The sequence below is a fragment of the Eggerthella sp. BIOML-A1 genome (genome assembly GCF_009875595.1).
Taxonomy (GTDB): domain Bacteria; phylum Actinomycetota; class Coriobacteriia; order Coriobacteriales; family Eggerthellaceae; genus Eggerthella; species Eggerthella lenta.
This window is the reverse complement of sequence record NZ_WWRZ01000001.1, coordinates 35,837-51,451: the sequence shown is the minus strand read 5'-3', so window position 1 is coordinate 51,451 and position 15,615 is coordinate 35,837. Positions and strand designations below refer to the sequence as shown.

Below are 15,615 nucleotides of genomic sequence, written 5' to 3'. Positions count from 1 at the left end.
ACCGGTTCGGCGTTGCCGAGTCGCGTCGTGCTAAGGGTATGCGGCATCGGCCGCATGCGATGACGGGCGGGCACGCGGGTCTGTCCGTCTCGCAGCGCGAGTCGGTGAGAAAAGGAAAGTTAGACGCTATGGCACAGCAAAACAAACAATCGCAGTTCCAGCAGCCCAGCCCGAGGACGACCATCATCTCGGTGGTTCTGTTCATGCTGGTGGCCTTCTTCGTGGGCCAGCAGTTCCTGAATATGTCGTCCGCGGGCGCCAAGCCCACCGACCGCCTGATCACGTCCGAGTTCGTGCAGGCCGTCGAGCAGGATCGCGCGACGAAGGTGGTGTACAACGCCGGCGACTACACGGTGTCGGGCTCGTACTATCCCGCCATCACGGCGGGCTCCACCGGCGCCGATGCGTTCAACGAAGCCTTCCAGGCGCTCAACGCGCGCATGGCCACGCTGAAGAACCCCGAGACGGGCAAGGCGCTCGGCGGCGTGGGCACCACCGACATCAACGGGGCCACGCTGGGCGTGGAGCGCAACTTCACGTCCACCTATTACGGCGGCTCGCTCGGCGACCTCATGGCGGCGCATCCCAACGTGCCGTACGAGGTGGCGCTGCCCAGCCCGTTCGTGGAGCTGCTCGGCACGCTGCTGCCCTTCATCATCATCGGCCTCATCCTGTTCTTCTTCTTCAACCAGATGCAGAAGGCGAACAACTCGCAGATGAGCTTCGGCAAGGCCAAGACGAAGAAGTCCATCGAGGAGCGCCCCGACGTGAAGTTCTCCGACGTGGCCGGCGTCGACGAGGCCGTCGAGGAGATGCAGGAGATCAAGGACTTCTTGGCGAACCCGGCGAAGTACCAGTCCATGGGCGCGAAGATCCCGCGCGGCTGCCTCTTGGTGGGCCCTCCGGGCACTGGTAAAACCCTGCTCGCGCGCGCCGTCGCCGGCGAGGCGGGCGTGCCGTTCTTCAGCATTTCCGGCTCCGACTTCGTCGAGATGTTCGTCGGCGTGGGCGCGTCTCGCGTGCGCGACTTGTTCCAGCAGGCGAAGGATGCCAGCCCGGCCATTATCTTCATCGACGAGATCGACGCTGTCGGCCGCCAGCGCGGCACGGGCCTCGGCGGCGGCCACGACGAGCGCGAACAGACGCTGAACCAGCTCCTGGTGGAGATGGACGGCTTCGAGAGCAACGACTCGGTGGTGCTGATCGCCGCTACGAACCGCGCCGACGTTCTGGACCCGGCGCTGCTGCGCCCCGGCCGCTTCGATCGCCAGATCGTGGTGGACGCGCCCGACGTGAAGGGCCGCGAGAAGATCCTGCAGGTGCACTCGAAGGACAAGCCCATCGGCAGCGACGTCGACCTGTCGAAGGTGGCCAAGCTCACGCCGGGCTTCACGGGTGCCGACCTGGCCAACCTCATGAACGAGTCGGCGCTGCTCACCGCGCGTCGCGGCAAGAAGATCATCACGCAGCAGGAAGTGTCCGAGTCCATGGAGCGCGTCATCGCCGGGCCCGAGCGCAAGGGTCGCGTGCTGGACGAACAGACGAAGCACACCATCGCGTACCACGAGAGCGGTCACGCCCTGGTCGGTCACCTGCTTCCGCACGCCGATCCCGTGCACAAGATCTCGATCATCTCGCGCGGCCGAGCGCTGGGCTACACGCTGTCCATCCCCAAGGAGGACAAGGTGCTCAACTCGCTCGGCGAGATGCGCGACGAGTTGGCCGTGTTCATGGGCGGTCGCGTGGCGGAGGAGATCTTCTGCGACGACATCACCACGGGCGCATCGAACGACCTCGAGCGCGCCACGAAGATGGCCCGCGCCATCGTCACGCAGTACGGCATGAGCGCCGAGCTGGGCACGCAGGTGTTTGGCCAGCCGAACCACGAAGTGTTCCTGGGCCGCGACTACGGCAACACGCAGGACTACTCGGAGGAGACGGCGAAGCGCATCGATGACGAGGTCGCCCGCATCATGAAGGACGCGCATGATCGCGCCTATGAGATTCTGGCAAGCCATCGCGAGCAGATGGATCTCATGGCCAACGTGCTGCTTGAGCGCGAAACGGTGGAAGGCGAGGCGTGCCTTGCCCTGCTGGACAACACGTGGGACGAGTACCTCAAGCACGAGGACGAGATCATCGCGGCCAAGGAGGCCGAGGAGGCCGCCGCGCGCGCCCGCGACGAGCATCTGGCCGACCCGAACTGGAAGGAAGAGCCGGTCGAGCCGGGCGACCAGGATCCGAATCCGCCGTACCGCGAGCCTGCGGAGGGCGACGGCGACGATGCGCCCGCATCTGCTTCGTCGACGTCGGACGAGGCGCCTGTCGACGCTCCGGCTCCGCAAGCCCCTGAGCAGAAAGGCGACGGCACCGAACGATGATCTGGCGCTGCGCAACCTATGAGTTCGATACGAGAATGCCCATCGTCATGGGCATTCTCAACGTTACCCCCGACTCCTTCTCCGACGGAGGCCAGCACGACGGCTTCGATGCCGCGCTGGCTCATGCCGAGCGCATGGCGGAGGAGGGAGCCCGCATAATCGATGTGGGCGGCGAGTCCACGCGGCCCGGCGCCGCGCCGGTGTCCGTGGACGAGGAGCTGGCGCGCGTGCTGCCGGTGGTGCGCGCATTGGCGCAGCGCGATGTGTGCGTGAGCATCGATACGCGCCACGCCGAAGTTGCGCGCGCGTGCTTGGAAGCGGGCGCGGCCATCGTGAACGACGTGTCCGGCTTCCGCGACCCCGCCATGGTGGATGCGGTGCGCGACAGCGATTGCGGGCTGGTGGTCATGCACATGCAGGGCGACCCCTCGACCATGCAGAACGCGCCTTCGTATGACGACGTGGTGGCCGACGTGCGCGAGTGGCTGCGCGACCGGGCTGCCGCTTTGGAGGCTGCGGGCGTCGCGCACGACCGCATCTGCATTGACCCCGGTCCCGGCTTCGGCAAGACGCCGTCGCAGACGCTGGAGCTGGTGCGCAACTTCCAAGAGTTCGTGCGTCTGGGCTACCCAGTGATGGTGGCGGTGTCGCGCAAGAGCTTCTTGGGCTGGGCGTACGGCATCGACGAACCTTCTGCGCGCGACGAGGTTTCGGCTGCCGAGGCGCTCATGGCCTGCGAGCTGGGAGCCAGCGTGGTGCGCGCGCACAACGTGGCGGCCACGGTTGCCGCGCTCGAAGGGCTGCGGCCCTACGCGCTCATCGGCATGGGCTGCAACGTCCCGCTTGTGGCCTCGCCCGGCGAGGAGCGCGAGGGCAAGATCGCCATGCTCAACCAGGCCATCACCGAGCTGTGTTCGCTGCCCGACTCGCAGATCGTCGACATCTCCAGCTTTTACGAGAGCGAGCCGGCCTACTACCTCGACCAAGATTCGTTCGTGAACGCCGTGGTGCTTTTGCGCACAGGTATTCCGCCGAAAGAGCTTCTGGGCTACCTGCATGCGGTGGAGAACAGCCTGGGTCGTGTGCGCGAGGTTCGGAACGGGCCGCGCACGTGCGACCTCGATATCCTCGACTACCAGCTGTACGTCGTGGATGCCGATGTGCTCACGTTGCCGCATCCGCGCCTGCTGGAACGCGATTTCGTAGTGCAGCCCCTGTTGGAGCTGCTCCCTGGCCACGTGCTTGCCAATGACGTGCCGGTTAGCGTCGATGGGGTTACGGTGGGGAAGAGCGTGCGGCTGTGAGCAAGGGGCGCTCTGTGCCCTCGTTTTGCGTCGACGGCTCTTCGTCGCTCCGGAAAGGCGATGCGCGTGTTTCGGAATTTGGATTCGGCAACGAGGGGGAAGGCGGTTCGCCGAGCGGCTTCCCGTTTCGCATCGCTCTGCACGAGGAAGTTGCATCGACGAACGACGAAGTCAAGCGCGCGTTGGAGGCGGGAGAGCCGGAAGGCCTCGTCGTCCGCGCGCTTCGCCAGGTTTCCGGTTACGGCCGGCAGGGTCGTTCGTGGACCAGCCCGGAAGGCGGACTGTATTGCTCGCTGTTGTTGCGCCCCCAGGTGGCGCCGCGCGAACTTCCCACGTTGAGCCTGGTTGTGGGCATGGCGGTGCGCCGCGCACTCGTTGCGCTGGCGGGCGCGCGGGCTGAGGAGGCCGTGCGCATCAAATGGCCCAACGATGTGGTGCTGGCACAAAAGGCGCGCTATGCACGATTTCCTGAAGCAACCGAAATTCGCGACCTGGGGTTTTCCGAATCTGGGAAGGAATTAGGGCAGAAAAATCGTGCACAGCGGTTATTTTGTGCCAACGAAGGCGATGCTTGCAGTGCGCGAGACGGCCGAGCGCCTGATTTCGCGAAGCTTTGCGGCATCTCGCTCGAGGCGCACGGCGGCGGCGTGTGCGTGGGCGTGGGCGTGAACGTACTGCCGCCCGACAAGCGCCCCGACGTGGGAGGCAAGAATCGTCCTGCGTACGTGGCCGACCTCGCGGATTCCGTTGCCGCGCCGGCCGTCGCTGTCGAAGCAGTGCTCGAAGCGCTCCTCGCCGCCTTCGCGCCGCTGTACGGTGTATGGCGGCGCAACGGCTTCGCACCGCTTGTGGACGAGTTCAACGCCTACTCCAGCTTGAACGGACAAAACGTTCGCATGGTCGATCGTGCGGACAATCTGCTGGCGGAAGGGGCGGTTGTGGGCGTCGACGCTCAAGGCCGTCTCGTGCTGCGTAGCGAATCCGGCATCGAAACCGCAATCTCCTCCGGCGAAGCGCACCTCGTGTAGCACGCTCGTTCTGTCGAAAAGCCCGTCGTTCTCTTTGAATCTCCTGCTTGACCCTCGACATGGTTCAGGGTCTACCGTTGTCCCTGCGCCCTGAGCGGCGTCAAGAGGGAACGTACGTAAAGGAGGAGAGATGGAACAAGCCAGATTGTCACGGCGAGACTTTCTCAGAGGAGCGGGGTTAACCGGAGCTGCGGCAGCGGGCATGCTCGCGTTTCCCGGAGCAGGCAAGGCGTTTGCGGACGACGGGGCTGCCGATGCGCAATCAACGGAGGCGACGGATTCAGGCAACGAGTATTCCAAGGCTCTGGGTGACGATGCGTCGCTGTGCCCTCTGCGCAAGGCTGATTTTCCCGGTCCGCGCGGGCCGATCGCGTTCGAGGATCGTGATATCGCCGAATCTGAGATCAGCTCTACCGAGGAGTGCGAGGTTCTCATCATCGGCGCCGGCATCGGCGGGCTGATGGGCAGTTTGAAGGCGGCCGAGGAGGGCGCGAAGGTCATCACGTTGGAGAAGATGACCGAGGGACGCTCGGCGTGGGAGAGTTTCGGCGCGGTGGGCGCGAAGTTCCAAAAGGAGCAGGGGATTGATATCGATCCTGCTCAGCTGCGCGATGAGATCTACCGTGCTGCGGATTGGCGCGTCGACCCCTGCTCCATCGAAACGTACGTGAACCGGTCGGGCGAAGTAGCCGATTTCTGGCAGGATATGCTCGACAAGGGTGGTTCGGGTTGGCAGCTGTACAAGTTCGACCAGGCGCCGAACTACAACGGTTTCCCCGTCATCGACAGCTACGTCAACTTCAAGATGCCCGAGGGTATCAGCACTACGTGGCTGTTCGGCCTGTACGTGTGCAAGGAGCTGCGCGCGGTTGCCGAAACCTACGACAACCTGGAGATTCGCTATGAGATGCCCGCCGTGCAGCTCATCCGCGAAGACGGCGGTCGTGTGATCGGCTGCATCGCTAAGAACGGCGACGGATACGTGCGCATCAACGCATCCAAGGGCGTGTTGCTGGCCACGGGCGGCTACGACGCGAACCCTGAGATGATGCAAGCGTGGGTGCGCCCTGAAGACTACGAGTCCTCTGTGTGGTGGAATCCCAGCTGGGGAACCACAGGCGACGGCCACATGATGGGCCTCAGTATCGGCGCGGACATGGACTCATTGCCGCATCCGGTCATGAACTTCAGCAACGCCACCCCGTCCACGTTCGTCGAGAAGCGCGTGTACTTCCCCGGCGCTATGAACTACTCGATCATCGTCACCGAAGAGGGCAAGCGCTTTGTGAACGAGAACCAAGCGCGCCAGTACATGTCGAACGCCATCAACGTGCAGAAGCGCCGCGGCCATCAGTGTTTCCATATCTTCGACCAGGCTATGATCGCCTCTGCGTTGGAGAAGGAGCCGAGCGCCGAGAAACAGCTTGAGCGCGACGAGGCCAAGGGCCATCTGTTCCGCGCTTCGTCCTTGGGCGAGCTAGCGTCTAAGGCGGGCATCGACGCCGCCGCCCTTGAGGAAACGGTGGCGCGCTACAACAGCTTCTTCGAGGACGGCTTGGAGCGCGACCCCGACTACTACCGTTACACGGGCAACAACAAGCCTTTCACGGGTGAGACGTACTATGCCTTGGTCACGAACAGCGTCATCCTTGCCACGGTGGGCGGCCTCACCATCAACGGCGACACCCAGGTGCTGGACAAGGACGGCAAGGTTATTGAAGGACTCTATGCCACGGGCAACGTGTCGGGCAACTTCTACGCAGGCAACTACCCGCGCCATATTCCCGGCACGTCGGTGGGTCGTGCGGCGACGTTCGGCTACGTGGCGGTAGAGCATATGTTGAAAGGAGGCCAGGCATGAGTCGGTCTACCTTGCGTCTGGACATTATGATTGCCCTCGTGGCGGTTGCGTTGGTGGCGGTGTTCGCGATAGCGGGTTGTGCGCCGCAACAGGCCGATTCCGGGTCGAGCGAGGGTACGAAGACCCAAACGGTGTCGAGCGAGGCGGGCGCCTACGTTTCCGACGAGCAGTGTCTCAGCTGCCATGGCGGTAGCTACGAAGCGCTTGCCGAGCGCACTGCTGACCTGGGTGATTGGAATCCGCATGATTCCCTGCACGGCGGCTACAATGCATGCGTGAACTGCCACGAGAAGGACAAAGAGATCACGTTCAACTACTGCGAGAACTGCCATGTGTACGCGCCTGACGAAGAGGTGCTGTACTAGCAACGCGGTTCTTTCCCTCCCTTGAAGGGCTTCGTCGCGTTCGCTGCGCCGAAGCCCTTTCCTTATGCACTTCAGCTGACGGGCACGTACAGAGTTTCGATGTCGCTTCCGAATCCGTCGAGATTGAGGAAGGAGGGGAAGAGGATGATGTCGTTCCTCACTCGATAACCGTGGCTGTCGAGGTGTTCGAACAGGCTCGTGAACGTTTCCTTCTGCACGCTTTCCGTTCGGGTCGCTTGTCTTCTAAAGCGAATGCATTTTCCCAAGCAGAGGCGCTTTACCTGCTTTCGCGCCCCTTCGTCAAGGCGGTAGCTCTCGTGTTCGGGCATGGTCATGACATAGTCGGGGTTGATCGTTGGGCGGTTGTCCAGCAGGTCGTCTCGCTTGATGATGCGTGCACAGCTGGTGATGCTCAGAAGGTTGTAATACTGCGAGATCGTTTTCTCGTGCTCGAGCGAGACATGGAAGTCTCGTCCGTATGAAGAGTTGATGTACACCTGATCGGCGGCATCCACCAGTTCGAACTCTAAACCAGGTTCAGACTGTATCGCGCCAAGGGTGCTTTCAAGCCGTCTTAGTCGGTACGCGATCAGGTCGGCTTCGTGCATGAGCTTTTCTTGTTGATGCAGCAGTGACCGCTCGAACTCTTCTGTGCCTTGTTTCGCGTCGAGCATAGCGACCGCTTCATCGATGCTGAACCCGTATTGCAGCAGCACACGAAATGCGTTTGATTTGAAGGCATCTTCGGGGGTGAATACTCGGTAACCGTTTTCCTGACGATCCGAGAGAATCAAGCCGTGCTTCTCGTAGAAACGGATCTTCGATTGCGGCAGGCCTGTCATGGCCGAGAATTCCTTCATCCGGTACATGCTTCCCCTGTTCTCCATGTAACGTGGCGATGTTGCTCAAATATAGCATACGCGGTGCGGCTTTACGGTGTATCCGATTTCCAGGCTGTGCGGCGGCGAAAAGATGGGTTACAATGTGCCGTTCCTCGAAATTGGAGAAGCTCGAAAGGCAGCGGCGAACTCATGGAATCAGAAGCAACGAACCCCTCTCTCGACCTCAGTGAAGAACGTGCCGGAGCGCCGATCGGCAAAGATCCGAAGCGCACGGGCCGCGACGATAAAGTCAGCCGCATGGGTACGGCGTCCATTCCGCGGCTTATCGTGGAATTCGCCATCCCTTCTATCCTGGGCATGCTGGTCAACGGTGCGTACAACGTCATCGACTCCGTCTTCCTGGGGCAGGCCATGGGAGAGATCGGCCTTGCCACCGCCACGGTGGCCATGCCCATCATGACGGTGTTCATGGCTATCGCCATGCTCGTGGGCAACGGCGGCAACGCGCTGGCGGCGCTGCGCATGGGCGAGGGCAACCGGGTGGAGGCCGAGCGCAGCCTGGGCAACACGGTGTGCTTGTCTCTCGTGTTCGCGGTGATCGTGGCCGTGCTCATGCATATTCCCGCCTGCGTCAATGCGCTGCTCGGCGTGTCGGGCGCCACGGCGGAGGATTGGGAGTACGCTCGCTCGTTCATCCAGATCATCTCGCTGGGCTTCGTGTTCCAGTGCATCGGCATGGGCGTGAACAACTTCATCCGTACGGCCGGCGCACCGAACCGCGCGCTGGGCACCATGATCATCGGCGCGGTATCGTGCACGGTGTTCAACTTCCTGTTCGTCATGGTGCTGGGCTGGGGCGTGCAGGGCAGCGCGCTGGCCACGGTGTGCGGCCAGGCCATCTCGTGCGCCACGGTGCTGTGGTACTTCATCGTTACGAAGAACGTGCCCATGAAGCTGCATCTGCACTACCTGCCGCTGCATCTGCGCACGGTGCGGCTGATTCTGTCGCTGGGTCTGGCCAGCTTCGCCGTACAGGCGGGCATGGCCGTGGTGAACTTCGTGCTGAACAATCTGCTGAACATGTACGGCGCCATGAGCCCGCTGGGGGCCGAGGGGGCGCTCGCGTCTATCGGCGTGGTGCAGCGCGTGGCCATGTTCGCGGTGCTGCCGCTGATCGGCGTGTCCATCGCCATCCAACCGCTGCTGGGCTTCAACTACGGCGCGCACCTGTTCGAGCGCGTGAAGAAGACGCTATGGTACGGCATCTTCGGGGCGACGGGCATCGGTTTGGCGCTGTGGGCGCTCGTGCATCTATTCCCCGAGCAAATCGTCGGGTTCTTCGGCATCACGAACGAATCGCTGCGCGACTTCACGGTGTTCGCCCTCAAGGTGCAACTGCTCATGCTGCCCTTCATCGGCTTCCAGATCGTGGGCTCGAATTACTTCCAGGCAACCGGGCAGCCGCTCAAGTCCATCTTCTTGTCGCTGACGCGCCAGATACTGTTCCTGGTGCCGCTGCTCATCGTGCTGCCGATGGTGCTGCCCAGCTGGTTCCCGCAGTTCGTCAGCCTCGACGCGCTGTACTTCGCCACCCCCGCGGCCGACTTCCTGGCCATCTTCACCACGGTGGTGTTCATCGTCTTAGAGATGGGACGCTTGAAGAAGCTCGAGAGCGGAGAACTGAAAGCGAAGTTCTAAGCCGCTCGTATCGCGCATCCAGATTGTCACCCTTGCTTAAACCCCGCGGTTCACAAAACTGCGGGGTTTGCTTATAGTGCGAGGCTGCTGAAAACGAAGGATCGTCCTGGAAGAGGAGCGGAGCATGGAAGCAAACAAGGTGAAACAGGGTTCTATGGGGACATCGCGCACGCGCTCGATCGCGTTCGTCGCGTTGACTATCGCCCTCTTGGGCGTGTCCGCATGGGTGTCCATCCCGATCGGGCCGGTGATGCTGACGCTGCAGATGTTCGCGGTCATGTTCGCAATTATGGTGCTCACGCCGAAGCAGTGCATGGCTTCTATCGCCGGCTACCTGGCGCTAGGAGCTATCGGTTTGCCGATGTTCTCAGGCATGCGCGGCGGTATCGGCATGTTGATGGGACCGACGGGCGGATACCTGTGGGGATTTCTGCTGGCTGCGGCGGTTGCGCTGCTCGTTCGCGAGGGTCTGAGGCGTGCGATAGGCGAGAAGGGGGTTTCGGGTCCGATGGCGATCGTGGTCGACATGGTGGCCTGCTTGGCGTTCATCATCGTGACGTACGTGTGCGGATGCTTCCAGTACGCTGCTGTGGTAGGCGTCGATTTGGCGGCAGCTTTCATGGTGACCATCGCGCCCTTCGCCGTGCCCGACTTGCTGAAGGCGGTGGCCGCTGTGCTATGCGCTCGCGCTGTGCTTCGAGCTCTGCCCAAGCGGTAGGAAACATCGATCACCAAACGAAACGGGCGCCTTCGGGCGCCCGTTTCGTTTGGTGATCGATGGCAGAGGGACGTGGTCGATATCTCATCCCTCTGCCATGCTCGCTTGCTGATTTACGCTTCCAGCAGCACCGCGCCGGAGGTGAAGCCGCCGCCGAATGCGACGAGCACCACCTTGTCGCCGCGCCTGATGCGGCCGGCGTTGTACGCGTCGCATAGAGCCATAGGCAGGCTGGCGGCCGACGTGTTGCCAGTGTGGTCGATGGACAGCTGGAAGAAATCCATCGGGCGCCCCAGCTTCTTGGCGGCGTACTTGATGATGCGCTCGTTCGCCTGGTGGGGCACGATGCAGGCGACGTCATCCAGCGTGAGGTTTGCGCGGTCGAGCGCCTCGTGCACGGCCGTGGTCATGGCCTCGGCGGCGAACTTGAACACCTTGGGGCCGTCCATGCGCAATACCTGGCGCGGTTCGCCCGCGTCGACGAATTCGGTAATGCCCAGCTCGGCATCGATACGGGAGAGCGATGCGTCTTCGGGGGCTTCGGGCGACGCGCCGTCGATGTCGAACGGCAACGGGGCGTCGTAGGCAAACGAGCAGGTGAGCGCGTTCGTGTCGTCGTCGGCGTTCGTGATGAAGCTGCTCATGATGCCAGGTCGGTTCTCGTTCCACTCCAGCACCGCCGCGCCAGCGCCGTCGCCGAACAGCACGCAGGTGTTGCGGTCGCTCCAGCCCGTCACGCGCGTCAGGCGCTCGGCTCCCACCACGAGCGCGCGGCGAACGGGGTTGCGGCCCGCGGCACCGGGCGCTCCGGCGGTCGAACCGGCCATCATGCACTCGGCCACGGTCAGGCCGTACACGAAGCCCGTGCAGGCGGCGTTCAGGTCGAACGCAATGGCGTTCTCGAGACCAAGGCGGCGGCGCAGCAGCCCGGCGGCCGAAGGCACCAGCACGTCGGGCGTGATGGTGGCGTAGATGACGAGGTCGATGGAAGCGGGGTCGATGGCCTCGTCGCCCTCGCGCCAGCCGCCGTCGGCAAGACCCAGCGCTTGGCGGGCAGCGGCTTCGGCCAGATCGGTAGCGGTTTCCTCGACGGCAACGTGGCGCGATCTGATGCCCGTGCGCGTGCTGATCCATTCGTCGTTCGTGTCGACGAGCGCTTTCAGCTCGTCGTTGGCCACTTCCAGCTTCGGGAGGGACTTTCCGCATCCGATGATCGTGCTGCCCATGCTGCTCCGTCCTTGGCCGCGCTTTCGAGGCGCGCCTTCAATGCTTTGATAATCAAACTAAATGGATTATAGCAAGCGCCCGCCATCCCGTGTGCGAAACCCAAGCGACCTTCACAAAGGGCGGGCGATGCGTGCCAAGCATGGATGGGCGGTGCGCCGACGTGGGCGTGCTACTTCGCGGCGGCAACCAGGGCTTCGAACAGCGGAACGTTGTTGTCGAGGTACTCAGGATGCCACTGCACGCCGAGGTAGAAGCGCCGCGATGGGTCCTCCAAACCCTCGACCAGACCGTCGCCGCTGACCGCGCTCACCTGCAGCGGGTCGGCCACGCAGGCGATCGCCTGGTGGTGCATCGTGTTCACCAGCAGCGAATGCGGCGCAGGCGCGAGGCCCTCCCAACTCGTCTCGAGCGATGCGGGCCATCCCGCCTTGCAGCCTGGTACCATGCCCTCGCCCGCGCCGTCGCACAGCACCCGGTCCAGCACGCTGCCCGGCGCGATGTCGACGCGCTGGCGCACGACGTCGTAGGGAGGCTTCTGCTGATGCGCCGCGTCGGTGAGCCCGCAGGCGTGCACGTCCTGGTACAACGTGCCGCCCAGCGCCACGTTGAGCACCTGCATGCCGCGGCAGATGCCCAGCGTGGGCAGATCGCGCTCGTGGGCAAGGCGCGCCAGCTCCAGCTCCAGAGCATCGCGCCCATCGAATACGTTCACGGTTTCAGCCAGGCGCGCTTCGTCGCCGTACGTCGCCGGGTTGAGATCCCCGCCGCCGGCCAGCACCAGGCCGTCCAGGCGCTCTACCAGTTCTCGCGCCGCTCGACGGTTCGCATCCGCGCCGCCCTCCACGGGCGGCAGCAGCACGGGCACGGCGCCGGCGGCGGCCACTCGTCGCACGTATTCCACCGTCACGCGCTCGACGGGGACGATCTCGTCCTTCTGCTCCTCTTCAACGTACGTGGTGGTGATGCCGATGATCATGTCGCTCGCCTCCGGTCGTCGTCTTCCTGCCAGCAGCATACGAAAAAGCGTCCCGTCGAGAGTCGACGCGCGAGGAATCCACAAAAGTAAAAGCAAAGGGTAGGGGGCGAGGATAGCGGGATGCCGGCGGCGTAAGAAGAGAACAGCGGCAGCGAAAGATTGGCACGCTAGTTGCTAAGTCGAAGGCCAGAGACGGTTGTCGCCCCGCCCCGCGCGGACGACGCACGATACGGGATCAGGACACAAGGAGGAACGCATATGAAGTCATCGGATCGCCCCAAGTTCGGCAACTTGCAGAACTTGAAGGTGCTCAACGCCGGCGCGGTCATCGCGGCGCCGTTCGTCTGCGAGCTGTTCGCCGAGCAAGGCGCCGACGTCATCGAGCTGGAAAGCACGGTGGCGCCCGACATGTACCGCATGTACGGCGACGCATGGTCGGTCGACCGTCGCAACCAGCGCATGATCACGCTGAACATCCCCTCGCCCGAGGGCAAGGAGATCCTGCTGCAGATGGTGAAGTGGGCCGACGTGCTGGTGGAGTCGTCGAAGGGCGGCACCTGGGAGAAGTGGGGCCTTACCGACGAGGTGCTGTGGGAGGCGAACCCCGCGCTGGTCATCCTGCATATTTCCGGTTTCGGCAACTGGGGCGACCCGGACTACGTGCGCAAGGCGTCGTTCGACCCCATCGGCCAGGCGTTCTCGGGCTACTCGAACCTCAACGGCTTTCCCGACAGCCCGCCCAGCGTGACGAAGCCTTTCACCGGCGACTTCATGACCGGTCTCATGGGCGCTTGGGCCACGCTTGCCGCTGTCATCCGCGCGCGCGAGACGGGCGAAGGCGAGTCCATCGACTGCTGCCAGTTCGAGGCGCTCGTGCGTCTGCAGGGCGCCACGCTGTCCGACGGCATCAACCACGGCATCCAGCCCATGCGCATCGGCAACGAAGACCTCGTGGGCGCGTGCGCCGGCGCGCAGAAGTGCAAGGACGGCTACTGCCAGGTGGCCGTGGGCGGCGCCGGCCCGGTGAAGAAGCTCGTCGAGTTCTTCGGGTTCGCCGACGATCCCGACTTCCAGCCGCTGGGTACCTACCCCTCCGTCACGCGCAAGCCCGGCTGCAAGAGCCTGGACGAGCCGCTGCCCGACCGCGCTGCGAAGTTCCGCGCCGCGCTGGACAGCTGGTGCGAGAAGCACACGGTTGAGGAGGTCAACCGCATCTTCGGCCAGATGGGCGTGGCGGTGAGCCCCCATATGACCTACGAGATGATGCTGAACGACCCGCATTACCAGGCGCGCGAGGTGTTCGTCGACTGCTACGACGAGATCACGCAGAAGACGGTCAAGCAGGTGAACATGATCCCGCGCTTCAAGAAGCATCCCGGCAAGATCGTGCGCGGAGGGGCGAAGTACGACGCCGACACGCAGGACGTGCTCGAGGAATTCGGCTATTCGGAAAAGGAGATCGAGTTGCTGTACGAGAAGGGGGTGCTGCGCAAGGGCGAGTAGCTCGACGGCGGACGGCGCGGCCCCGGCGCGTTCGAACCGGGGCCGCGTCGCCGCGAGAAAAGAGAGGGGAACCCTCTGGCGCCCTAACGATGGCACGGATTTTGCATATCGCTATGGCGTTGGGGATTCTCAGGTAAAACAAAGGAGGCACTATGGGAACTGAAACAATGAAGGGCAGCAACTACGCATGGGCGATCGCCGTCGCCTGCGTAGCCTTCTACGCCATCCCCTTGGGCGTCGTGGCGAACCAGGCCGGTTTGTTCGCATCGCCCGTCATGGAAGAGTTCGGCTGGTCGCGCACCGACGCGACGCTGTACATGTCCATCCAGCCGTGGGTGGCGGCTATCTGCACGCCGTTCGCCGGCAAGCTCATCTCCAGGTTCAACCCTCGCTGGGTGATGACCGCCGCGGCCGCCGTCTTCGGCTTGGCTTCGCTGGCCTGTGCTTGGTTCACCGAGCCGTGGCAGTGGAACGTGTACGGCGTGCTGTACGGCGCGTCCGCCGCGTTCTGGATGTACATCGCCACGCCGACGTTCATCAACCGTTGGTTCGCTAAGAGCAACGGCACCGTCATCGGCGTCATCGGCGTGTGCGCGTCGCTGCTGGGCGCGTTCATGAGCCCGGTCATCCAGGGCTGGATCAGCGGCTATGGCTGGCATACCGCCCGTATCATCATCAGCTTGATCGCGCTCATCGCGTCCGTCGTGCTGACCGCCGCGCTGCTGCGCGAGTCTCCCGAGAAGATGGGCGTGCTGCCCTGGGGCTACGGCGCCGCCGAGGTTGCGTCCGCGAAGTCCGAGGCCAAGTCCGTCATCGACGTCGCTGCTGACGAAGGCGCTACGGCCGCGCAGGCTCGCAAGAACCCGGCGCTGTGGCTGCTCATCGTCATGGCGGGCTTCTTCGTCATCGCCGCCGGCATGATGCAGCAGTTCTCGTCCTACGCTTCCACCGGCGCGCTGGGCGCGGCCGTGGGCGCCATGGGCGTGACCGTGTGCATGATCGGCCAGCTGTTCGGCAAGTTCGGTCTGGGGTGGCTGTGCGACCATACGGGCGCCCGCGTCTCCGGCGTGGTCGCCAGCATCTTCGGCGCCGCCGGCATCGCCATCGTGCTGTTCAGCGTCGATAACGCCATGATGTTCTACGTGGGCGTGTTCCTGTTCGGCATCGGCTTCGCCGCGCTCAACATCGTGCCGCCCATGGCGTGCCGCCAGGCGTTCGGCCAGAAGGACTACGCCAACATCTTCTCGATGGTGGCCACCGGCCTCAACGTGTTCTCCGGCTTCTCGGCGCTCATCTACGCGCAGATCTTCGACATCACCGGATCGTTCGCCGGCTGCTTCTACCTCATCATCGGCTTCTACGTGGTGACGCTCATCTGCTCGCTCGTGATCGTCCCCATGGGCCGTCGCTCCTGGGCGAAGAAGTAAGCTCGACCGCAAACGCGAATCGCACAGCGGGCCGCCCTCGGGCGGCCCGCTTGCGTTGCGGGGGCGTGTAGCGAACATTGTCGCCCCAAAAACACGGTTTCGTCGACAATTCTGTGTTTTTGGGGCGACAATGCTTCCGCTGGGCTTGCTTAGGATGATGCGAAACCCTCAAGTCTCACAATGAAAAGTCCTCAAGTCTCACAACGAAAAACCCTCAAGTCTCACAATTGGAAAAACGTCCTGGAATGGGATTCCCTTCCAGGACGTTCTCGCATGCCCGATTTA

The 15,615-nt window shown here is 63.5% G+C and carries 12 protein-coding genes; 9 read left to right on the top strand and 3 right to left on the bottom strand.

All coding sequences use genetic code 11. The features are described from left to right. Positions 1-128: 128 nt before the first annotated feature. The 5 genes from ftsH (at position 129) to GT590_RS00195 (ending at position 6,939) form a co-directional block, all read left to right on the top strand. Positions 129-2,381, top strand: a complete 2,253-nt coding sequence (gene ftsH / locus GT590_RS00215; RefSeq protein ID WP_015761444.1) for an ATP-dependent zinc metalloprotease FtsH — start codon at positions 129-131, stop codon at positions 2,379-2,381. Continuing rightward, positions 2,378-3,685, top strand: coding sequence for a dihydropteroate synthase (gene folP / locus GT590_RS00210; RefSeq protein ID WP_015761443.1), 1,308 nt, complete (start codon positions 2,378-2,380; stop codon positions 3,683-3,685). Before ftsH ends, folP begins: the two co-directional genes overlap by 4 nt. Further along, the gene (locus GT590_RS00205) at positions 3,682-4,713 is read left to right on the top strand and encodes a biotin--[acetyl-CoA-carboxylase] ligase (RefSeq protein WP_226844398.1); all 1,032 of its coding nucleotides are present in this window, start codon (positions 3,682-3,684) and stop codon (positions 4,711-4,713) included. The genes folP and GT590_RS00205 overlap by 4 nt, the downstream gene beginning before the upstream one ends. 130 nt (positions 4,714-4,843) lie before the next feature. Next, entirely contained in the window at positions 4,844-6,574 is a 1,731-nt protein-coding gene (locus GT590_RS00200) for an FAD-binding protein (RefSeq protein ID WP_015761441.1), read from the top strand. Then, positions 6,571-6,939 carry a cytochrome c3 family protein gene (locus GT590_RS00195; protein ID WP_009609084.1) on the top strand — a complete coding sequence of 123 codons (369 nt, stop codon included), beginning with the start codon at positions 6,571-6,573 and terminating at the stop codon, positions 6,937-6,939. Before GT590_RS00200 ends, GT590_RS00195 begins: the two co-directional genes overlap by 4 nt. Before the next feature lie 71 nt (positions 6,940-7,010). On the opposite strand, the gene GT590_RS00190 is transcribed toward GT590_RS00195, so the two are convergent. Further along, a complete protein-coding gene (locus tag GT590_RS00190) occupies positions 7,011-7,808 on the bottom strand; it encodes a MerR family transcriptional regulator (RefSeq protein ID WP_086414262.1) in 798 nt (265 codons plus the stop codon). A gap of 162 nt (positions 7,809-7,970) precedes the next feature. Between GT590_RS00190 and GT590_RS00185 the strand changes: the two genes are divergently transcribed. Both GT590_RS00185 and GT590_RS00180 read left to right on the top strand, forming a co-directional pair. After that, a complete protein-coding gene (locus GT590_RS00185; protein ID WP_009305252.1) occupies positions 7,971-9,479 on the top strand; it encodes an MATE family efflux transporter in 1,509 nt (502 codons plus the stop codon). Between the two features lie 124 nt (positions 9,480-9,603). Further along, positions 9,604-10,197 carry a biotin transporter BioY gene (locus tag GT590_RS00180; protein WP_009305251.1) on the top strand — a complete coding sequence of 198 codons (594 nt, stop codon included), beginning with the start codon at positions 9,604-9,606 and terminating at the stop codon, positions 10,195-10,197. 113 nt (positions 10,198-10,310) lie between these two features. Here the strand turns inward: GT590_RS00180 and GT590_RS00175 are convergent, their stop codons facing one another. Together GT590_RS00175 and GT590_RS00170 are read right to left on the bottom strand one after the other, a co-directional pair. Further along, positions 10,311-11,423, bottom strand: coding sequence for a 3-oxoacyl-ACP synthase III family protein (locus GT590_RS00175; RefSeq protein WP_009305250.1), 1,113 nt, complete (start codon positions 11,421-11,423; stop codon positions 10,311-10,313). 170 nt (positions 11,424-11,593) lie between these two features. Then, positions 11,594-12,400, bottom strand: a complete 807-nt coding sequence (locus tag GT590_RS00170) for a gamma-glutamyl-gamma-aminobutyrate hydrolase family protein (protein WP_021409991.1) — start codon at positions 12,398-12,400, stop codon at positions 11,594-11,596. A 258-nt stretch (positions 12,401-12,658) separates the two neighbouring features. On the opposite strand from GT590_RS00170, the gene GT590_RS00165 reads away from it, so the two are divergent. Then, positions 12,659-13,903: a CoA transferase gene (locus GT590_RS00165; RefSeq protein WP_009609038.1), complete on the top strand. Its 1,245-nt coding sequence runs from the start codon at positions 12,659-12,661 to the stop codon at positions 13,901-13,903. Between the two features lie 152 nt (positions 13,904-14,055). Continuing rightward, positions 14,056-15,330, top strand: a complete 1,275-nt coding sequence (locus GT590_RS00160; protein ID WP_161170774.1) for an MFS transporter — start codon at positions 14,056-14,058, stop codon at positions 15,328-15,330. The last annotated feature ends 285 nt before the right edge of the window (positions 15,331-15,615 follow it).